This window comes from Galliscardovia ingluviei, from assembly GCF_014635685.1.
Classification (GTDB): domain Bacteria; phylum Actinomycetota; class Actinomycetes; order Actinomycetales; family Bifidobacteriaceae; genus Galliscardovia; species Galliscardovia ingluviei.
On record NZ_BMDH01000005.1, the window covers coordinates 60,686 to 82,561 of the forward strand.

16 protein-coding genes and 2 tRNA genes are annotated in these 21,876 nt (G+C 46.0%); 14 read left to right on the plus strand and 4 right to left on the minus strand.

The annotated features are described in order from the left end of the window. Positions 1-64: 64 nt before the first annotated feature. Together IEU85_RS07515 and IEU85_RS07520 are read right to left on the minus strand one after the other, a co-directional pair. Complete coding sequence (locus tag IEU85_RS07515; RefSeq protein ID WP_188355675.1) at positions 65-304, minus strand: hypothetical protein; 240 nt, start codon at positions 302-304, stop codon at positions 65-67. 180 nt (positions 305-484) lie between these two features. Then, a tRNA-Met gene (locus tag IEU85_RS07520) sits at positions 485-558 on the minus strand. 348 nt (positions 559-906) lie between these two features. On the opposite strand from IEU85_RS07520, the gene IEU85_RS07525 reads away from it, so the two are divergent. The 10 genes from IEU85_RS07525 (at position 907) to nucS (ending at position 10,656) form a co-directional block, all read left to right on the plus strand. After that, complete coding sequence (locus IEU85_RS07525) at positions 907-1,953, plus strand: homoserine O-succinyltransferase (protein WP_188355646.1); 1,047 nt, start codon at positions 907-909, stop codon at positions 1,951-1,953. Between the two features lie 708 nt (positions 1,954-2,661). Then, positions 2,662-3,498 (plus strand): F0F1 ATP synthase subunit A, encoded by an 837-nt coding sequence (gene atpB, locus IEU85_RS07530; protein ID WP_371866659.1) that lies wholly within the window; start codon positions 2,662-2,664, stop codon positions 3,496-3,498. A gap of 73 nt (positions 3,499-3,571) precedes the next feature. Beyond that, positions 3,572-3,802: an ATP synthase F0 subunit C gene (gene atpE / locus IEU85_RS07535; RefSeq protein ID WP_188355647.1), complete on the plus strand. Its 231-nt coding sequence runs from the start codon at positions 3,572-3,574 to the stop codon at positions 3,800-3,802. Positions 3,803-3,852: 50 nt separating this feature from the next. Continuing rightward, complete coding sequence (locus tag IEU85_RS07540; RefSeq protein ID WP_188355648.1) at positions 3,853-4,407, plus strand: F0F1 ATP synthase subunit B; 555 nt, start codon at positions 3,853-3,855, stop codon at positions 4,405-4,407. A 50-nt stretch (positions 4,408-4,457) separates the two neighbouring features. Beyond that, a complete protein-coding gene (locus IEU85_RS07545) occupies positions 4,458-5,279 on the plus strand; it encodes a F0F1 ATP synthase subunit delta (RefSeq protein ID WP_188355649.1) in 822 nt (273 codons plus the stop codon). A 67-nt stretch (positions 5,280-5,346) separates the two neighbouring features. Beyond that, entirely contained in the window at positions 5,347-6,999 is a 1,653-nt protein-coding gene (gene atpA / locus IEU85_RS07550) for a F0F1 ATP synthase subunit alpha (RefSeq protein ID WP_188355650.1), read from the plus strand. A 1-nt stretch (position 7,000) separates the two neighbouring features. Further along, complete coding sequence (locus IEU85_RS07555; protein WP_188355651.1) at positions 7,001-7,906, plus strand: F0F1 ATP synthase subunit gamma; 906 nt, start codon at positions 7,001-7,003, stop codon at positions 7,904-7,906. Positions 7,907-7,913: 7 nt separating this feature from the next. Next, positions 7,914-9,404 carry a F0F1 ATP synthase subunit beta gene (gene atpD / locus IEU85_RS07560; protein WP_188355652.1) on the plus strand — a complete coding sequence of 497 codons (1,491 nt, stop codon included), beginning with the start codon at positions 7,914-7,916 and terminating at the stop codon, positions 9,402-9,404. Then, a complete protein-coding gene (locus tag IEU85_RS07565; RefSeq protein ID WP_188355653.1) occupies positions 9,404-9,703 on the plus strand; it encodes a F0F1 ATP synthase subunit epsilon in 300 nt (99 codons plus the stop codon). The genes atpD and IEU85_RS07565 overlap by 1 nt, the downstream gene beginning before the upstream one ends. A 230-nt stretch (positions 9,704-9,933) precedes the next feature. Further along, positions 9,934-10,656, plus strand: coding sequence for an endonuclease NucS (nucS, locus tag IEU85_RS07570; RefSeq protein WP_188355654.1), 723 nt, complete (start codon positions 9,934-9,936; stop codon positions 10,654-10,656). A 260-nt stretch (positions 10,657-10,916) separates the two neighbouring features. Here the strand turns inward: nucS and IEU85_RS07575 are convergent, their stop codons facing one another. Beyond that, a complete protein-coding gene (locus IEU85_RS07575) occupies positions 10,917-11,912 on the minus strand; it encodes an FKBP-type peptidyl-prolyl cis-trans isomerase (protein WP_188355655.1) in 996 nt (331 codons plus the stop codon). 209 nt (positions 11,913-12,121) lie between these two features. Here IEU85_RS07575 and IEU85_RS07580 point away from each other — a divergent pair, with 209 nt between their 5' ends. The 4 genes from IEU85_RS07580 to IEU85_RS07595 all read left to right on the plus strand — a co-directional run bounded on the left by IEU85_RS07580 (position 12,122) and on the right by IEU85_RS07595 (position 16,357). After that, entirely contained in the window at positions 12,122-14,092 is a 1,971-nt protein-coding gene (locus IEU85_RS07580; protein WP_188355656.1) for a hypothetical protein, read from the plus strand. After that, the gene (locus tag IEU85_RS07585; RefSeq protein ID WP_188355657.1) at positions 14,085-15,086 is read left to right on the plus strand and encodes a DUF8094 domain-containing protein; all 1,002 of its coding nucleotides are present in this window, start codon (positions 14,085-14,087) and stop codon (positions 15,084-15,086) included. Before IEU85_RS07580 ends, IEU85_RS07585 begins: the two co-directional genes overlap by 8 nt. Before the next feature lie 92 nt (positions 15,087-15,178). After that, positions 15,179-16,174, plus strand: coding sequence for a tetratricopeptide repeat protein (locus IEU85_RS07590; protein ID WP_188355658.1), 996 nt, complete (start codon positions 15,179-15,181; stop codon positions 16,172-16,174). Positions 16,175-16,284: 110 nt separating this feature from the next. Beyond that, a tRNA-Arg gene (locus IEU85_RS07595) sits at positions 16,285-16,357 on the plus strand. Positions 16,358-16,490: 133 nt separating this feature from the next. Here IEU85_RS07595 and pulA read toward each other — a convergent pair. Beyond that, positions 16,491-21,698: a type I pullulanase gene (gene pulA / locus IEU85_RS07600; protein WP_188355659.1), complete on the minus strand. Its 5,208-nt coding sequence runs from the start codon at positions 21,696-21,698 to the stop codon at positions 16,491-16,493. Positions 21,699-21,876 lie beyond the last annotated feature (178 nt).

The window sequence follows — 21,876 nt, forward strand, 5'->3', positions numbered from 1 at the left end:
CAAACCAAACTATAGGATTTTCATTCCCTCATACATACACATACGTAATGGGAACATAGAAAAATCATGCAGCGTCTCTAACATCATCCATCCACTCATTCCCTAGGTAATAATTACGAATAACCATCTCATCGCGCTCATTGCTCATCTCGCGACTGCAACTATCAACTGCATCATAATAAATATCCATAAAAAGTCTTTCATCACGAGCTAGAGCTGCAATAAAATCATCAATCGCTTCAGCAGTAATCTCAGGTACGGGAAAATCCCAATCATGAGCACCCTTAATACGAGAAACATCCATCACGCGCCTCCATTAACGCCAACAACCACTAATCCCACTACTAGTATAGGGGAGAATATTGCATTTTTAAACGGTTTCAGAGCGTCAGCTTGCTCAGAATTTGTCCAGAAATTACAACTCATTCAATCTGAGTTAGAAAAGATAAAGGCTAGAAACCTTGCGATTCCTAGCCTTGCTTAGTAGCGGGGCATGGATTTGAACCATGGACCTCTGGGTTATGAGCCCAGCGAGCTACCGAGCTGCTCCACCCCGCGTCGGCTTACCCTTCAGGCAGCTCGAACTATTTTACGCATGAATTAGAATAATGCAAGTTTTGTGGGTCTACAGCGTGTCGAGTTGATGTTTAGATGTCCTGGACTTGTTTAGTTACCAACAAATACAAGCCTATTAGGGACGTCCACACTGTATAAAGAAGCGCTTATATCCTGAACAGCGTTCCCAATCTTTGAATTTGATTTTTTTTTCAGTTCAATAGGCAGGGTGCAGTTCATATCTCCTATAACAGCGTTCCCCATGCTTTTAAATAAGCTCGCGTATTTGAAAAAGTCCATCAATGAGCATAACTTTTGGCATTAGACCAGAGGATTCGTCATAATAGCCACATGCCTATTACTATTCCACAAGGTTTGCCAGCTCGAGCAATTTTAGATTCGGAACGCATTTTTGCGCTTGATAATGCTGATGCTATTCAGCAGCGCATTCGACCTTTGCGTATAGTAATACTGAATTTGATGCCGAAGAAGATTGAAACAGAAACTCAGATTTTGCGTCTGATTTCTAAGTCTCCTATTCAGGTTGACGTTGATTTTATGAAAACTTCTACGCATGAATCCACACACACTGACCGTGATCATCTGCTGAAGTTTTATGAGAATCTTTCTTCGTTTGAAGATAATTACTACGATGGTCTTGTAGTAACAGGTGCTCCAGTGGAACATCTTGATTTTCAAGAAGTTGATTACTGGGATGAGTTTTGCACAATTCTTGACTGGGCGAGCAGTCACGTATTTTCTACTATGTACTTGTGCTGGGGTGCAATGGCAGCTTTGTATCAGCGCTATGGTGTGCGCAAAGTGCAGGAAGAAAAGAAGATATTTGGTGTATTCCCTCAATATTTGCAAGATGAATACTGTTTTATTACGAATGGGTTTGATGAAATTATTTTGCAACCTCATTCTCGTGTGGCTTCGGTAAATGAGCAAGATATTGCGTCAAATCCTGCATTACAAGTGCTTACATGGGGACCGCAGAGTGGACCTGGATTGCTTGCAACTAAAGACTTTTCCGAGGTTTTTGCGTTAGGGCATTGGGAATATGGGAAATGGACCTTGGCGGAGGAGTATCAGCGCGATATGTCTCGCGGTCTTACCAATGTGCCATTTCCTACTAATTATTTCCCTCATGATGATCCAAATCGTGAGCCGCTGTTTGCTTGGCGCGCTCATGCTAATTTGCTATGGCGAAACTGGCTTAATTGGGTGTATCAGACAACACCATATGATCTGCGTGAAGTGCCACAGTTAAAAGCTGAGGGCAAATTGGGTACGGATAGAAAGTATCGTAGATCTCCGGCTTCTCCACGTGGCGATGAGTATGAAGCCTTTGCTGGCGATGGGTATGGTGTTATTGATCACGCTGATAAAGGGTAGTAAGCAGACGTGTAGTAGGTGGGCGTAGTGGGTAAGTACAGTGGGTAAGCGTAGTAAATAAGCATAGTAGGTAGGCGTAGTGGGTAAGCGCAGTAGGTAAGCGTACTAGCCATCTTCAGTAAGCACGTGCAATCGCTAACCGTTCGGTAAGTGTACAAAATCTTCACAAAACAAAGAATGATTGATATATTGCGCTTTCCTAAACGCTACGCGCTGCGTATCGGAATATTTTATCGATAAAACCATGATTTTTCTGCTTATGTGGTGCAATCTGACTACAAAAGTTGCTAGAGTAGTCACAGTTGCCCAACTAGGGTGCAAGCAGTAGTGTGCACTTTGTGTTGTATACGAATATGTAACATAAATAGTGTCATACTATAGTGAGTAAAACCGAATACCACTGTGATGCCGCGAACGATGGTGTGGTGGCAAACTATGCCAATTACTTCATTGTATGTTACGTAGGTGTCACATGATGGCGACCGAAGGTATTACACTAGTTGGGGTTCATGAACTTTATGATCTAAAGCTCATGAGGACGGACATATATAGGAATGCTCTATATCAGTAGGGTTTTCTATATGTGAGTTACGAACGAGGAGGCACGTGGATTTGACTGGCATTCAGGAGTTAACTACCTCAGCCGGCGACGCGGTGCGTTCCGTGGTAGTTCATGCTTCACAAGCAGCAACCTCTGTATGTGCAAGCATGAGTGGGGCGGAAGGTTATAGCAGTGCTCATAGTGCATCTGGTGCTATGGTTCTTGCTGCTGATGGCCCTCATTACCCAACCGTTAACGAATTTTTACCAGATGAAATTCTCTTCCAAGGCACGCCTTTTGCGCTCAATCGCATTATTCTTATTCGATTAGTGGCAACGGTTGTCTTGCTGCTGGTTCTTGGTATTACGGCAAAACGAGCCAAATTAGTACCAGGTCGCTGGCAGGGTGCTGTGGAATGGGTACTGGAATTTGTACGCGATAATATTGTCTATCAGGTGATGGGCGAGCTGCGTGGCAAACGCTATGTGCCAATGGTTACCACAGTATTTTTGACTATTCTGGTATTTAATTTGTGTGGCATAATCCCCGGAATGAATATGGCTGCAACTGCAACGATTACTATGCCGTTGTTGTTTGCGCTATGGTGCTTCTGCCAATATTGGATTGCAGGCATACGTGAAAAAGGTCTTGGCGCATTCTTGAAGGAAGAACTGTTCCCTAAAGGTGTTCCTGGTCCAATTTACGTATTACTGGCTCCTATTCAGCTACTTGAGTTGCTGATTATCAGACCGTTATCGCTTACTATCCGACTTTTTGCCAACATGCTCTCTGGTCATATCACTGTGGCTGTTTGCTTTGCAGCAACGCAGTGGTTCTTTATTGAGATGCATAACCTAGCATTTGCTCCATTTGGAGTGCTGACTTTTGCTGCTGGTTTTGCAATGACTTGCTTTGAGATTTTGGTGGCAGCTCTGCAGGCATTTATTTTCGCAATTCTGACCACCGCATATATCAACTTAAGTTATCCAGAACTTGAAGATTAAACATTGAGGAACGCAAGACGCAAGTTCTGTAATGAGTTGTGGGAGCAATGCTCCCGTTGAGAAAGGAAAGCACATGGATATCGTTACCCTTGCTGAAGTAGCAGGCAATCTTAACGCCATTGGTTACGGCATTGCCGCTATTGGCCCTGGTATCGGTTTGGGCATTGTTATTGGCAAGACCATTGAAGGTACTGCACGTCAGCCAGAAATGAGCAGCCGTTTGCAGACGCTCATGTTTATCGGTGTTGCATTCGTTGAGATTCTGGCTTTGCTCGGTCTCGTCGCTGGCTTCATTTTCCAGTAATTCAGCATTAGTTCATACGACAAACTGATGATGAATGAAAGGAGGGCGATATGAGTGATGTTGCAGTTCTCGCTGAAGAACAAAAAGACGGTGTAGCACTGTTTCTGCCAGAGCCATACGATATCGTATGGTCCTTAATTGTTCTGCTCATTATCGCATTCTTCTTCTATCGCTACTTTATGCCAAAGTTCCAAGCTATTTTTGATGAGCGGGCATCGCGTATTGAAGGTGGCATGGCTAAAGCTGAACAAGCACAACTTGAAGCTGAAGCAGCAAAGAAGAAGTACGAAGATCAGCTCGATAATGCAAAAATTGAAGCTGCAAAGATTCGCGATGATGCTCGCAATGAGGCATCTCGAATTGTTGCAGATGCACGTACTAAAGCTGAGGCAGACGCAGCACAAATTGCTGCTAATGCTCAGCAGGCTATTGCATCTCAGAAGCAGCAGGCAATGGTAAGTCTCAAGGGTGATGTTGGTGCATTAGCTACAGCCCTTGCTGGCAAGATTCTTGGTGCTCAACTTGCCGATAATCAGGTGCAGTCACATATGTTGGATTCCATGATTGAAGACATTGAATCCGAGTCTGCATCCAAGGAGAAGTAATCGCGCAAGGACGAGCAAAATAGCATACAGAAAGACAGGAGGTGAACCGCATGAATGGAAAGACTTCACAAGCAGCTTATGATGCAGTATTACAGCAGTTTGAAGCACAGCTTATCGATCGAAAAGATGGAGCCAAGCTTATTGGTGACGAACTTTTTGAGGTCGGCAAGTTACTTGATGATAACGCTCGATTAGAGCGTGCTTTGACCGACCCTTCTCGAAATGAAGAAGATAAGCGCACACTGATTACCAGCGTTATAGGCAATGTAGTCGATCCGCTCACCCTGTCCATTGCACAAGCATTAGTAGCACAGCATTGGGGTCATCCGCGTGACTTAGCTGATGCTATGGAAGATATGGCTGTTGAAGCACTGATGATAAGTGCAGATAACCGTGATGCTTCGGCACAAATATCATTTGAACTTTCAGCATTGCATTCTGCATTGCTTAAGTTACCAATTGTGCGTCAGCATTTGAGCGATACTAATGCGACTGCAAGGCAGCGCGTTGCCTTTTTACATGCGCTACTTGAAGGCAAGAATCTTGACCCAGTAACGATGGATTTAGCAAGTCATGCTGCTCGCGATTTGCGAAACAGGCGATATTTATCCACGATTAGCTGGCTTATATCCCAAATCTCAACTCACCGCGGTCGTTCAATGGTCACTGTTACCAGTGCTGTTGAGCTCAGTGATGAGCAGATTGTGCGCATTAAAGATGCTTACCGGCGCAAGCTGGGGCGCAATGTGTATGTCAATTGCGTGGTTGATCCACGTGTGATGGGTGGTATGCGTATTCAAGTTGGTTCAGAAGTAACCGACAATACTGTAATTGCACAGTTGCAGCATTTGCAACGTGCTATGAAGCAGTAATACCTAGCCCATGCGATAAGTCATACATATACACGCATCTCAATTAGTAAAGAATAAGGAGTGATCAATGGCAGAATTGACCATCGATCCCGCGGCGATTCGCCAGGCGCTTGACAATTTTGTTGAGTCCTACAAGCCGTCTGATAATCCAACTGCTGAAGTTGGATACGTCCGGACTGCAGGCGATGGCATTGCACACGTGGAAGGACTCCCTGGCTGCATGGCTAACGAGCTACTGACCTTTGAGGACGGTACGCTTGGTCTAGCCTTCAACTTGGATGCCCGAGAAATCGGTGTGGTAGTGCTTGGTGATTTTGCTGGCATTGAAGAAGGTCAAGAAGTGCGACGCACTGGCGACGTACTTTCTGTACCTGTCGGTGATGGCTATCTGGGACGTACAGTAGACCCATTGGGCAATCCAATTGACGGTCTAGGTCCAATTGAAAGCGAAGGACGACGTATTCTGGAAGCTCAGGCTCCAGACGTTATGCATCGCCATCCAGTTGAGGAACCGTTGTCAACCGGTATTAAGGCTATTGATGCTATGACCCCAATTGGTCGTGGTCAGCGTCAGCTTATTATTGGTGACCGTCAGACTGGTAAAACCGCAATTGCTATCGATACCATCATTAATCAGAAGGCAAATTGGGAAAGTGGAGATCCTAAGAAGCAGGTTCGCTGCATTTATGTAGCAATTGGTCAAAAGGGTTCTACTATTGCTTCCGTGCGCCAAAGCCTTGAAGAGGCGGGTGCTATGGAGTACACCACTATTGTGGCTTCCCCAGCTTCCGATTCTGCTGGTTTTAAGTACATTGCACCATATACTGGTTCCGCAATCGGTCAGCACTGGATGTACCACGGTAAGCATGTTTTGATTGTATTTGACGATTTGTCAAAGCAAGCAGAAGCATACCGCTCAATCTCACTGTTGCTTCGTCGTCCACCTGGACGTGAGGCTTATCCTGGTGACGTGTTCTACTTGCATTCACGTCTGCTCGAGCGTTGTGCAAAGCTTTCTGATGATTTGGGCGGCGGTTCTATGACCGGTTTGCCAATTATCGAAACCAAAGCAAACGACGTTTCTGCATACATTCCAACGAACGTCATCTCCATTACTGATGGTCAGATCTTCTTGCAGTCTGATTTGTTTAATGCAAACCAGCGTCCTGCAGTAGACGTAGGTATTTCTGTGTCTCGTGTAGGCGGTGCAGCTCAGACCAAGGCTTTGAAGAAGGTCTCTGGTACGTTGAAGATTTCGTTGGCACAGTATCGCTCGCTTGAGTCTTTTGCTATGTTCGCGTCTGATTTGGATGCAGCTTCAAAGGCTCAGCTCACCCGTGGTGCACGTCTGACTGAGTTGCTTAAGCAGCCACAGTTCTCTCCATACTCAATGGAACAGGAAGTGGTCTCAGTATGGACTGGTACTCACGGCAAGCTTGACGATATGGAACTTGAGGATGTACTGCCATTTGAACAAGGTCTGCTTGACTACCTTGCTCACAACACAGACATTCTTGATGTAATCCGCGATACTGAAAAGTTTGACGATGAAACTGAGCAAAAGCTTGATGCAGCAGTAGAAGCATTCCGTTCAACATACATTAAGCATGATGGCACTCCGCTTGTTGCTAAGGCAGCTCCAAAATTGGAGACTCCAGTAGAACAAGAAGAGCTTGTTGCCCGTGATGCAGTAGCTGAAGGCAAGCGAGCGGGGGAGTAATATGGCATCGCAACTCGCATATAAGGCACGAATCGCCTCCACAGCGTCATTGGAGAAAATTTTCAATGCTCAGGAGATGATTGCTAGTTCGCGTATTGCTAAAGCACGTGATGTGGCTTTAGGTGCGAAGCCTTACTCGGATGCGATTTTCGATGCTGTTCAGGCTATGGCACAACACAGCCATATTGTGCATCCAATTGTTACCGCGGAATCCAGCAATCCTAATGTTGCTGTGCTCGCACTAACAGCGGATCGCGGCATGGCTGGTGCATACACCTCATCGATTATCCGAGAGACTGAAGCTTTGCTCGGTCGTCTCGAATCCGAGGGTAAGAAGCCAAAGTTGTACGTGTATGGACGTCGTGGTGTTTCATACTACCGTTATCGTGGACGCGATGTAGCACAAACTTGGGAAGGTCATACCGACGCTCCTGGAGTTGAAATTGCTGAAACTATCTCAAAAACGCTTCTTGACGCGTATATGACGCCGAAAGAAGAAGGTGGAGTTAGCGAGCTGTACATCGTGTTTACAGAATTCGTCAATATGGTGGTGCAGAAAGTTCGTATTTTGCGTATGCTGCCAGTATCACTTAAACGTGTTTCTGGACAAGCCGCACAGTCTCTTCCTGCTGCACAGCCGTTGTACTCGTTTGAACCAAGTCTTGATGAAGTACTTGATCGAGTACTACCTAAGTATGTGCAGTCACGTATTCATGAATGCTTGCTTACCAGTGCAGCTTCAGAAACTGCAAGCCGTCAGAATGCTATGCATACAGCAACTGATAATGCTCGCGGTTTAATTGACGAATTAACGCGTAAGTTAAACGCTACCCGTCAGGCAGCTATTACTCAGGAACTTACCGAAATTATCGGCAGCGCCGACGCGCTGAACAATGACAAAGAATAGGAGCGCCATGGATAATGCATCAGCAACTGCGGCAGCCACGGTTGAAGACGAAACTTCAGCTGTGTCGCAGGGCCGCATCACCCGTGTACAGGGCTCAGTTATCGATATTGAGTTTCCAGTCGGCCATCTTCCCGACATTTATAATGCGCTAACCGTTGAAATCACTGCTGTAGGCGACAGTGAGGGCGAAAGCAACCACGAGATTACTCTCGAGGTTGAGCAGCACTTAGGTGATTCTATTGTGCGCGCTGTAGCTTTGAAGCCAACTGATGGTTTAGTGCGTGGAGCAACAGTTACCGATACTGGTGGTCCAATTCAGGTTCCAGTAGGTGACGTAACTAAGGGACATGTATTTGACGTATCTGGTCGAATTTTGAATGCTCGACCAGATGAGAAAATTACGGTAACCGAACGCTGGCCAATTCATCGTAACCCACCAGCCTTCGACCAGCTTGAGTCTAAGACTCAGATGTTCGAAACTGGTATTAAGGTTATTGATTTGCTTACCCCATACGTGCAGGGCGGTAAGATTGGTCTGTTCGGTGGTGCTGGCGTGGGTAAAACCGTGTTGATTCAGGAAATGATTCAGCGCGTGGCTCAGAATCACGGCGGTGTATCCGTATTCGCTGGTGTTGGTGAACGTACCCGTGAGGGTAACGATCTGATCGGCGAAATGGAAGAAGCAGGAGTACTCGAAAAGACCGCACTGGTATTCGGTCAGATGGATGAGCCTCCAGGAACTCGTCTTCGTGTCCCATTAACCGCACTGACGATGGCAGAATACTTCCGCGATGTGCAAAATCAGGATGTGTTGCTCTTCATTGACAACATCTTCCGCTTCACTCAGGCTGGTTCTGAGGTATCCACATTGCTTGGTCGTATGCCATCAGCAGTAGGTTATCAGCCAAACTTGGCAGATGAAATGGGTTCGTTGCAGGAACGTATTACTTCAACGCGTGGTCACTCTATTACCTCTTTGCAGGCAATTTACGTGCCAGCAGATGATTATACTGATCCTGCCCCTGCTACCACATTCGCCCACTTGGATGCAACAACCGAGCTTTCTCGTGATATTGCTTCTAAGGGTATTTATCCAGCAGTGGATCCATTGGCATCAACTTCACGTATTCTTGATCCTCGCTATGTTGGTCAAGCACATTATGATTGTGCAAACCGTGTTAAGGCAATTTTGCAGCGTAATAAGGAACTGCAGGATATTATTGCTCTGATCGGTATTGACGAGCTTGGTGAAGAAGATAAGACTACGGTAAATCGTGCTCGTAAGATTGAGCAGTTCCTTGGACAGAACTTCTACGTGGCGGAGAAGTTCACCGGTCGCCCAGGTTCATATGTGCCAGCAGATGAGACTATTGAAGCCTTTACTCGAATCTGCGATGGTGTATATGATGACGTACCAGAGCAGGCATTCTCTGGCATCGGTGGCATCGAGGATCTTGAGCAGAAGTGGCACGAGATGCAAAAGGAGTACAACGCATAGTGGCTGCTGAAAAGTCGCGTATTGCAGTAACACTTGCTGCTTCGGATCGCCTAGTTTGGCAAGGTGAAGCAGTACGAGTTTCTGTGCCTGCAGCTGAAGGCTCAATGGGCATTTTAGCTGATCACGAACCTGTGATGGCCGCCACGGATGAAGGTACAGTTGTTGTTACTCGACCAGACAATACTCAGCTGAGATTTGAAGTAAATAACGGTTTTATTTCCTTCGATTCTAATAAGCTAACCATTGCTGTTGAACGTTGTACAAAAGAGCAATCTAAGGCAACCAAGCAAGAAGCCTAGCTTATAGAGTTCGGTTAGAAAAACTTAAAAATTCTAGCCGGCTTTGACTTGAGCTAAACACTGCGAGGCGTAATCCATACTATGTGGGTTACGCCTTGTTTTGTTGCATTGAAGCGTATTGAAGCGCATTGAACTCCAGATAGGTACACGTATCCGCAAAAATTTGCACAGTGCAGTATTGTCATATTCCGTGTACTCGCATATTCCGTGTACTCGCTATGCTAGTAGGAATGCGTATTATTATTGCCGATTGCACTGCTCATTATTCAGGTCGTTTACATGCAACATTGCCACTTGCACGCAGAGTTGTGCTGATTAAGGCGGATAATAGTGTACTCATTTTTTCTGAGCTTGGTTCATACAAACCGTTAAATTGGATGGCAGCTCCGTGTACATTAAAAGAAATCACAACAGACCAGCTCGATACATCATATATCGATTTAACGCAAGATATAGGTCAGGCGCCTGAGCTAATTATTCGAGCCGCAGCACAAAAATCTGATGATGTGCTTGAAGTTGTGTTTCAGCAGATTATTTCTGATCAAACCGTAGATTTAGGTACCGACCCAGGGCTTTCTAAAGATGGTGTTGAAGAGCATTTACAAGAATTACTAGCCGAGCAAATTACTCGTGTGGGCGACGGTGTGCGGTTAATACGAAGAGAGTTTCCTACACCTATTGGCCCTGTGGATATTATGGCAGTGGATGAGCAAGGCAAGCATATTGCTATTGAAATTAAACGTCATGGCGGCATTGATGGTGTTGAACAGTTGACGAGATACGTGCAATTGCTGAACCGTGATCCGTTGCTTGCTCCAGTGCGCGGCGTATTTGCAGCTCAGACTATTACTCCTCAGGCGCGGACGTTAGCAGAAGATCGAGGGTTTACTTGCCTGTTGCTTGATTATGATGAAATGAAAGGTACACAAGACGGGCTGTTGCGACTGTTTTAGCGTCGGAGTAGTAGGCATTTGGGCAGTGATGGTACTGGACTTTCGTATAAGTAACTGCAGGTATCTACAAGTAGCTGCAAGTAACGGCGTATATAACTCTTACCATCATTCATATTTTGTGCCAGTCGCATACAAAAGGCTCAGCAACGCTGAGCCTTTCGCATAGTTAGGTGTGACCAACTTTCACGTACATGTGTACTCTGTTGTGCACACCAGTTTGCACTATTCACATTTGTGGATGTGTTATAGTGCAGCCAGTACTAGTATTTTGCAAGAATATCAACCACAAAAATCAGCGTTGCATTTCCCGGAATCGTCCCCTGACCTTGGGAACCATAGCCTAGGCTTGGTGGAACAATAAGCAATACTTGGGAACCAACCTTTTGCCCAGCTAATCCTTGCTTCCATCCTGCAACAACCTGATTTAACGAGAATGAAGTGCTCGTGCCGCGATCCCAAGAAGAATCGAATTGCTTACCGTCAGAAGCCAGCCAACCGGTGTAGTGCACAGTAACGGAGTCATTCTCGCCAACGGTATCGCCATCGCCTTGAATAAGCGGCTGAACGACGAGCTTGTCTTCTGGCTTATAACCATTGAGATCAAGACTTGGCTTACCATTCTTATCGAGCGTTACCTTCGGTAGGTTGCTTGGAATATCAGTTACTGGAGTGCCAGTTGCCCGTTCAAGCGTCTTAAGCACAGAAACGAAGGTGAGCACATTAATATACTGGTCGGCAGTTGTGGTTTGAGCATTCGAACCAGCTGTTTGTGCGGCATTGAGTCCGAAAGCGATAGTGGTACCGAGCTTTTGCCCTTTGAACAGCTTATAATATGCAGAGCTCAACTGATTGGCATCAATACGAATAGAGCATTCTGGTCCAGATTCCCATGTACTTTGCACTTCTGCGCCAGTTGTTGCATTCAGTGTAATTTGCTGGGAGCAGACTTGCATACCGTCTTTAAGCTCTTCGCCATTACCTTTTTGCAAAATTTGGTAAGAATTATTAGTAACACTAAATGGTGTTTTGAAGGTGACTTTTGGCTTCTGGCCAAGTTCGCCGGTTGCGCTGATACCAGTCATTTTGCTCAGTGTCATGGTATCCGCTTGTGTACTTTGGCTTGTTTTAGAAGAGTCAGATTTTTTGGAATCTGATGATGAATCACTGGAACAAGCGGCCAATGAAAAAGCCATGCAGGCAGCGATGGTAAGAGCGCCGATTTTGCGCGCAAAGCGGTTGATGAATTCTTTTTGCATAATTGTACTGTATCGGACTTCGCTGACCAAAGATAATACGTGCTTTCTTTGAGTATAAACTATGCTTAAATTACGATGAGGTTCGTGTAAAAGGTATACTATAGTGTTTAGTTTGAACTTTCTGCATACCAGGTGCGGAAACTACGGTGTATGCAAATAACGAATTTGCGCTGATGAAAGACAAAGTAACTTGTAGAATGGGTGTCAATATGGATAATGAGAAGACACAGAAGCACGAACAAGTAAACGAGCCTATATCTGATGGCGCATCTGAAGATAAGCGCAGTGAGCATACTGAGCACAGTGAAGCTAGTGAATCTGTGCATGAGGATGTTTTGCGGCAGGAGCAATCTGCAATCGAGCGCAATAGTAGCGATGCAGAACATACTGAAATAGAGAACCATGATGCGGAACGCGACGGTGCAGATCACGAGCAACAAGCTCAAGGACAAGACGAAGCATTGCCGCAATTGCATGTTGAAGCTCCGGATATTGCATTACTTGATACTGCTCTATTGCAGGGCGTAACATTCCAAAGTCAGCAATCGTTTGATAGTGAACAAGATAATCAAGATAATGAAGTATCGAAGGATACCGAGCAAGAAGCATCAGCCTCACATACGCAAGATTCAGCGCAATCAGACGGTTTAGAGCCAGATTCGGATGGTGCAGATCAGCACCAAGCAGCGCAGTCAGCGCAGTTGGAATCTCAAGATGTACAGAACGATCAGATAGAGAGTAGCTCTTCATCGGAGCAGGACGATAATAATCCTGTAGTAAGTAGCACTACAGAACGCATTTTTGGTGATTTACATGCCAGCGATGCATTAAGTAAACGTAAAGCAGTACTACGCCGCATTGTGGCACCAATTTTTGCTGTGATTGCAGTATTGTCAATTATTGGTGCTGTGCTTTGTCTTACTGTTTGGCGTTTAAATCCGCAAGTTGATATTGCAACAGCATCAATGAACACAGCTTATGCGGTAACTGATGCAGGATTGCTCGATACCACCGATGGTCCTGTTACTATTACTGCACGTACCAATGCTAAGGCATCGAAAACATCTTCATCGAGCTCATCGTCAACAAGTGCACCACAAATATGTATTGCATTGACTTCTTCCTCTGATGCGCTTGGCTGGCTTGAGGGGACTGCATATACGCGGATTAGTGGATTTAATTCGTGGCAAGAGTTTTCAACTACGGCACATAAGGCACAAGGTAAAGTTGCGCAAGGTAATGCAACATTTACCAACTCTGATATGTGGCAACAAGTACGATGTGGCGCCGGTAAGGTAAACCTTACATGGCAAAAGCAGCATGAGCAGGATGCGGTAGTAATAGTTCATATGTTAGATGAGCAAGAAAGCGCGCAACATGCGAAAGAACAGCAGCAAAAAGGTGATGTTGCTGCACCACAGAGCGATCAAAGTGCTGATCAAACCGCTAACACAGAGAAGAGTAAAAGTGATACGAGCGCAAACCGCAATACTGATGCTCAAATGACGGTGCATATGCAATGGACGCGTAGCAGTACACCGGATTATGCTACACCATTATGGATTATTGCGGCTATTGCATTACTGTTGGCAGTGCTCTGTGCCACGCTTTGTGTAGTCTGGCCAAAGCCTCATGTTCCTCGTGTAGGTAGGCATGGGCATGGTGCTCGCACCCGTCATTCCACAGTGCATCGGTATGGTGTCAAAGCTGCAGGCACTGCTGGTGTGACAAATGCAGTTGCTGTTGGCGTCAATGATGCAAGTAAGGGTAGTGAGGATAAAGCGCGTGCCAACTCCTTGCAAGATGGTGAGCTAACAGAAGTGTTACCAGTGGTGGATGAGCTTCCTCCAGTCAGCAGCACGGATTTGCAAGAGTATTTTGCTCGTCTGATGCAAGAAAAAAATGCTAGTGCGTCCGCGGAGAACGAACAGTCAGATAAAGCTGGTGAAAACGAAAAGTCTGATACTACAGACCAGTCTGGCGATGCAGCAGCAACTGATGATACAGACCAGTCTGGTGATGCAGACCATGATGGCGAGGCTGTGCAAGCAGAAGAAGCTGAGCAAGATGAAACGCCAGATGATATTGAAGTAGCTGATGGTGATAACACGACCGAACACACAGAAGAAGAGGAAGCACAGGAAGATAAGAACCAAGCAGAAGGGACTGACCATGAGTAACCGTATGCCAATTCGAATCTGTGCAGCAGTATGCAGTGCGGGACTTGCGATTGCAGCATTGGCAGGCTGTGGTAATCCAGTGCCAACAGTTAAGGTGTCTTCTGATGGTCCAACTCCTGTGCTCACGCAGGTGCAGGAGGAGAAAATCCGTCAGCGTATTTTACAAACATTACAGCAAGCTGATGAAGCTAAGAATCCAGAAACACTTAAGCAAGTACTTTCTGGTCCTGAATTAGAAGTGCGAACAAGTCAGCTTACGATTGCGCAAAAAACTAATAAAATTGACTCTCATTCGGTTATTCCAAAAGATACCAGCCAAGTAGTAATTACTACAACTGCTAGCTGGCCACGTGCGATATTTACTATTACCACAACGACCGATGATCAGCAATCACAACGTTTGCTCGTACTGCGTCAGGATAATGCTCGCTCTAACTACACACTGTGGGGATTAGTGCGTTTACTACAAGGCGCTAAAATGCCGGCATTTGAAATTCCAACAATCGGCTCTGCTGCGGCGACGGCTGACGATAAAGGACTTGTTGCAACTCCTAAAGAGGCTGTCCAACAATATGCTGATGTATTGCAAAATGGCGATACCAGCAAATATGCAAAGAATTTTGATGATGATCAATTCCGCAAAGACCTACAAACGCTGACACAGACGGTACAGCAGGGGATTGAAGCAAATAAAGGTACACAGACACAAACCTTTACGCCAACTGATGATATACAAGTGATGCGTTCTGCAGATGGTGGAGACCTTGTTGTGGCGCGTATTAACTCTGAATGGGTGCGTAATGCTGGTGAGGGAAGAGAATCACTACCGGCTTCTGATTCTGAGAAGGCACTATTTGGTGATGCTAAAGCTACTTCTTCTATGAAAGTGAGTTATGTCAATGTGCTGGCTCTCTATGTGCCAAAAGATGGGAGTAACCAGAAAATTCGTGTTGTTGGAGCAGAACGACAGGTTACCGCTGTAGTCGCACAGTAAGCACAATAGGAAAGTATTGCGCGATAAGTAATACCAGCTTGTATATATAGCAATTTGCGATATGGTAGTGCACAGTTGAAAGAGGATGTGATATGGCACAAGAACAGCAGTTTAATCCGGGATTTTCGCTTGCCGGAGCAGTGGATTTAGAAGGATTGAAGCATAAGGTTGAAGCACCTGCTGGTCAGGCTGGGGGAGCGCCTGCAGCAGGTGGGTATGTTATTGACACCGATGAAAACTCATTCCAAGCAATGGTTACTACGTCAGCAACCTTCCCAATTTTGCTCCTGCTGTGGGTTTCCAATGATGACCGTTGCTTCCCAATTGCACAAAAGCTTGGCGATGCTGTGAATAGCATGAACGGTCAGTTGCAACTTTCTCGTATTGATGCTGCCGCAAATCCTTCTATTGCTCAGGCTCTGCAAGCACAAGGCGTACCGGCTCTGTATGCGTTAATTGCAGGTCGTCCTATGCCTATTTTGCAGGGTGTGCCATCTGATGATGAGCTTACTCAGGTTGTAGAGACGGTATTGCCTCAAATTGTACAGTTGGCACAGCAGTCCGGTGTAACTGGAACTGCTCCATATCAGGGCGCTGAGGGCGCTTCAGACCAGTCTGATGCTGAAGGTGACGTTGATGAAGCAGCAAGCGATACTGAGATAGAGCAAGTGCCGGCTGAACATGCTCAGGCAGATGCACTGGCAAAGCAAGGGGATTTTGCTGGCGCTGCTGAAGCTTATAAGAATATTATTGAGGCAAATCCTAGCGACACTCGAGCAGTAAGAGAACATGCAAAGGCTTTGTTGTTGGCACGTTCTGCCAATGCTGATGTCCGTGTAGTACGTACTGCTGCAGCTGATCATGCAGATGATGTCCAAGCTCAGCTTGCTGTTGCTGATATCGATATGATTGGTGGTCAGGTAGAGGATGCGTTTGAGCGCTTGCTCGATTTCATGGCAGCATATGCCTTTGATGCTGAGGCTAAGGATGCGGTGCGTGTGAGGCTGCTGGAATACTTTGATATTGTAGGTACTTTGGATCCACGTGTTGCACGTGCTCGTAGACGATTGTCAACGTTGATGTACTAGGAGTTATATACGCAGTACATTGTGCTTTTCGTCCCGTGCGTGTATTCTTATGTGCGCACGGGATTTGTGTATATGTGTGCAACATATATGCGCTGATAGAGTGCGTGTTTGGGCTCGTAGCTCAGTGGATAGAGCGTTTGCCTCCGGAGCAAAAGGTCGAGGGTTCGACCCCCTTCGAGCCCACGGATATATCTTTGAAATGCACTCGATGAGATATACATATGAGTATGCCCACTACCTAGCATTTGAGCAGATAGTGGGCATTGCTATTTCGATGTGCAATTACTAACTATGAACAGTGAATCACTGTGCGTAACTATGCGTTGCGACTTTTGCGACGAAGCCACAACATCACTGCACCTGCACCGCCAAGTACAGCGATAATCGCAGCAAGCGCTGCAACTGCTACACCAGTTGAAGCAAGTGGAGTAGACTGCTGAGCTTCGCTCTGTGCATCGCTATTACCATGCTTGTTAGCATTGTCAGAGTTACCAGCATTGCTATTCTGATTATTCTGGTTTCCAGTATTGTCAGCGCCATTTGCAGTATTGTCAGCGTCAGTTCCTGTATTACCGGTATTGTCAGTGTTGCCGTCGCTACCAGTCTCACCGGCATTACCAGTGTTACCGGTATCTGTACCATCCGCCGGTTCGGTGTTGAGCTTAAGCACATTTACAGAAATTGGTGCTGCTGCAAATCCCTGAGCATCAACGCTCGCATCAGTACCTGACTGTGCTTGCGACAACACTTGCGAATCCAGTACCAATGGTGTGTACGTGCCTGCTGGTACAGCTGATACAGCCGTCTGAGCATTATTCGCATTAAGCACCACCACGTAGGTTCCTGTTTTGTCGCTAATCTGGTACGCAACGACGCCCTGAGCGGCAGTAAGTGGCTTAACCTGCTTGGCAACATCATCATAATTATCCAGTTGCAAACCTGGGATAGCCTTGCGCACACTAATCATGCCCTTAACAAACGCAGCAGTTGCAGCGGCATTGGCGTGGGTGTTTGCATCCAAAGCATCCCAATTCAGCTGGTTTGTAGTATCGCCAGCGTTATAGGAATTTTCATTGCCATCCTTAGTGCGCAGGAACTCTTGACCAACTTGAATTTCTGCCTGTCCTTCGGAAAGCAAAATAGTGCCTGTTGCCAGCTTATCCATCTTGGTTAAGCGAGCCTGATAATCAGCGTCTGATTCGCCTTTTTGCTGTGGTACAGACTTGAGTAAACGATCGTAGAGTGTCTGGTTATCATGAATTTCCGCATATTGTACAAGCTGCCCTGGCTGCGCATAATGGTCTTCTGCATTACCATTCCAGCACTTTGTTGCTTCTGCTTGTCCATCAGAAAGTGGGCAACCCAGAATATTGTGCATAACAAGCTGCTCTTGAGAGCCTTGATTAGCTACGAACCCAGTGCCATCTAATGCGAATACTGACCCACGTAGTGCATCGCGCAAGGAATCATTAAAGAAGCCAATTGTAGAGCCGCTCTTCGTACCATTGCCACCAGTATTGTCTAATTGGAAGGCATTTGGCTGAATGGCATTTTGCTCCTTTGGCAGCATGGTATTCATATCCCAGCCTTCGCCATACACCATAATTGATGGATCAATTGTATCGAGTGCTGCGCGTACCTGCTTCATCGTCTCTAGGTCATGGATACCCATGAGATCGAAGCGGAAACCGTCAACGTTGTACTCTTTCGCCCAGTATGTTACCGAATCGACAATATACTTGCGCATCATGGCGCGCTCTGACGCAGTATCGTTACTTACGCCTGTATTTGCTGATAAATTACCATCCTTGGTATAGCGGAAGTAGTATCCAGGAACAGTTTTGCCAAAAGCATGCTCAGCAGCATTATCAACATGGTTGTATACCACATCCATAATGACACGAATGCCAGCCTTATGGATACCCTGAATCATTTGCTTTGTCTCGCGAATACGTGTGGCTGGGTCGCTAGCATTGCTAGAGTATGAGCCTTCAGGCACGTTGTAGTTCTTTGGATCGTAACCCCAGTTGTAGTTGCTGTCATCCAATGGTTTAGTCTCGTCTACAGAAGCATAGTCAAAAATTGGCTGCAATTGAACGTGAGTAATGCCTAGATTCTTCAAATAGTCTAAGCCTGTAGCGTTGCCTGCAGTATTTTTTGTACCTGTCTGAATAAAGCCCAAGTACGTGCCGCGCTTTGCTTCATCTACTCCAGAAGTGGCAGACTTAGTGAAATCGCGAATATGGGTTTCGGCAACTACTGCATGAGTGCTTCCGCCTTTAAACTCAGGCATTCTCTTGAAATCAGCAATAGTTTTCTCACTATCAGCAAGTACTACTGAGCGATCTCCATTAACAGTTGCGGCAGTGGCATACGGATCGGTAGATTCATTGACGGTGCCATCAGCAAAATGTACAGCATAGGTATAGGCTGTATTGCTGATATCGCCATCAAGTGTGACGCTCCAGACGCCTTTATCGCCGCGAGTCATTGGGTAGGTTTTTGCCAGTGCTGCATCTGCAGACTGATCTGATGCGAAGGTGTTAAGCTCGACTTGAGAAGCCGTAGGAGCCCAGAGCTTAAATACCGTGTTCTGCTTACTCCATGTGGCACCAAGATCGGTTCCATCATAAGCATATTGCTTATCGAAATCCTTTGTACGCACAATACTGCCAGCAATAGCTTGGGCTTTACCATAGTCGGCTACACGTACTGTGTATGCGGCATTTGGTGCAAGCTGTTGTTCTGTAGTAATAGTTATAGCAGTGCCATCAGCATCAAGAGATTTCACTGCAATATCCTTACCATCGCTATCTTGCACGGTTACTTTGTCCTGCAATTTCGCCAGCGGTACAGTATTACTGAGTGTAGCGTTTAGCGTGTGGAAGTCTGCAATTGAAGCAGATTTCAGGGTAGTGGTAAGTGATGGTTGAGCTGTATACACTGTGGCATCTCCTTGAACAAGCCAAATTTCGCCATGAACACTGCCGTCTGATGCATTGGCTACTAATGCTTTTGCTGGTACAAAAACATCGACATCTCCTGGGTCTTTTGCCTTCCATTCGCCATAGCGGCGCAGCATACCAATATCAGTATTGCCGTTATCTTTAGTAATCATGGTGTACTGAGGATAGCTGATATTGGCAATTTCGCCAAATGCGTCATGGCTGGTGAGCTGTGCTTCTCGGCCATTGGAAGAAGCAGTCCATGTCCATAATGTCCACTGTGGGAAATCAATGGAAGTATCCTCAGCATTGTAATACTTACCATCTATGCGACGGTAGTGTACGGTGAGGTTCAAGTTGCCAGTTACCGCGTAATCAGATGGTGCGGTATCGAGAGTAGTTTGAGCGCCATCAGCTGAGGTGCCATCAACCCAAACTTCTGCAGTGCCATCTTGACCAACTGTTGCTGTGCGATCACCGCCGAATTTATTCCAGCTACCATCAGTAGTAGTGACAATGAAATTGAGCTTGGCATAGGCGTCTGGCAATGTGGTTTCATAAACTTTGCCCCATGCATCTTGACTATTGAATTCGTAGAAAGCGCCATCTAAATTCTTGCCGGAATTAGAAGATCCCCAGATATATAGACCGCGGTTCACATTATCGTTTGCTGGACGATAGTGTACTACTAAACGTGTGCTGTCATTGAGTGTTTCTGGATTGCCCAACGTGACAGTGTTGCTGTGATGCTCAATACTAGCCTGTGTAATACCAGCTGCAATAGTGTAGTTCTTGGAATCATTGGAATCCCAGTTGCCATTACCATCAGTGAAATAGACTTGTGTAGGCTTGCCGCCGGTTTGCAAATCCATAGTGTAGTAGCCCTGATCATCTGGTCCTTGCATGGCTTCTTGTCCAGCTGACCACTGATCATTAGCTTGGTAGCCCATTTTGACGCTAGGCCATGATGGATCTGCCTTGTAATACACCGTCAGTGTTTGGTCTGTTGGTAATTTTGCTTGTTCTGCCGCATCTATTGCAGGATCTGAAGGATCGGTAGCAACTTTGCTTTCTGGATGGCTTTCTTGGGTGGCGCCTTTATAGAGGGCGACTACTGAGCGCGCTGGAATAGTGGTAGTGACAGTGCCGTTGTGTACATCTACAGTTTTGGAGCAGTCAAGTGCCGCATACACATTGCAATAGGTGCCGTCAGCTAGATCAGTAGTATAGGAAGTCTCTAATGGTTGTGCACTGTTATTGATAGCGATAAAGCCCTTGTCGGAGCGTGAAAAAGCTATAGAGTTGCTATTAGCAGACTGCCATTTAGTTACTGCTGCACCATCGACATAGTTATGGAATTGGATCATGCCTCGGGTAGAGGTCCAGCGTTCTTGGCAATTCCAATCAGAATCGTTGGAAGCGCAAGCCTTGTTAAAGTCGACATCTGGTACTTTGGTATCGGTAGCGCCCGGGGCTCCAGCGTCGTGACCTGATTGGTCGTCGCCAAATTTGTAATCGGAGAGCAGGCGGGGAGTGCCGTAGCCGTATGCCAGCATAAAAGCATTGGCAAGCTGATAGCGTGCGCCATCCTTATAGGTTAAGGTGCTGCTATTTCGTGCGGTATCCCAGTTAGAAACGAATACATTAGCTTGGTCGCTTGGCAACAGGCGTTGAGATAAATCTTTGAGCTCGGCAATAGATCCTTTGAATTTCTGGTTTAATTCTGAGCTGAACCCGAATTCAGTGACCTCGCCATTGCCAGTGTAGTTATTGGGTTGAATACCAGCTGCTTCTGAAGCATTGCCAATAGTTTCTTGAATCCAATAAATATCATCAGCTGCAAGTCCTGCTTTCTGTGCAGTTTGCGCTTTAATAGCTGCTAAGTCTTGAGGGTTGATGTGCTTGGCGGCATCCATGCGGAATCCTGCTACGCCAAGTTTGAGTAGTCCTGCTAAAAAGTCAGAGTCAATATCTTGTACTTTTGCTGAACTGGTATCCCAATCCCACATAGAGTTGAGGCGGCAATTTTGGACTTGATCTTGATTGGTGTAGTCGCTGATAATGGTTTTGCAATCGTGGAAGTCTTCACGGGTAGCGCCATTAGGATATTGGTTATTAGCTCCGGTGAAGCCTGGGTATTGTACTGTTGTAGGGTTGTATGTTGTGCCTGCAACGCCTGTCTGTTCGCCGGTTACGCCGCTATCAGTACCGGTTGTTTGGTTGGTAACGACATCAGCAATAATACCTACGCCTGCTGCTTTGCAGGTGGTAATCATATGCTTAAACTCTGCTTCGGTGCCAAGTTTGGAATCAAGTTTGTAGCTTACTGGCTGATATGAGGTCCACCAGCTAGTGCCAGTAATTGTTTCAGTTGCCGGTGAAATTTCAACGTATCCTACGCCTTCTGGACCGTAGACATCAGTGCATTCGTTTGCAATACTATTCCAAGTTTGTTGGAAAGCAATTACTTGAACGTCACTGTTTGTATTTGCTGCTTGTTGTGCGTTCTGTGTTGGAGATGCTTGTACGGCGGTGGTTGCAATAAGTGCTCCTGAAAGACCTATTGCAACCGTTGCCATAATACATGCGATTCTCTTCGACAGACGCATATGTTGCATGTGTACCATATGATTCCGTCTCTTTCTGCATTACCGTTGTGCTTCGCTGGATAAAACGGCATCGGTGACCTGCAGTAATCAAATTTCGGATGTAATTATTGATTATGTGTTAGCACCCGTGCTGACACGTCGCTCGCGT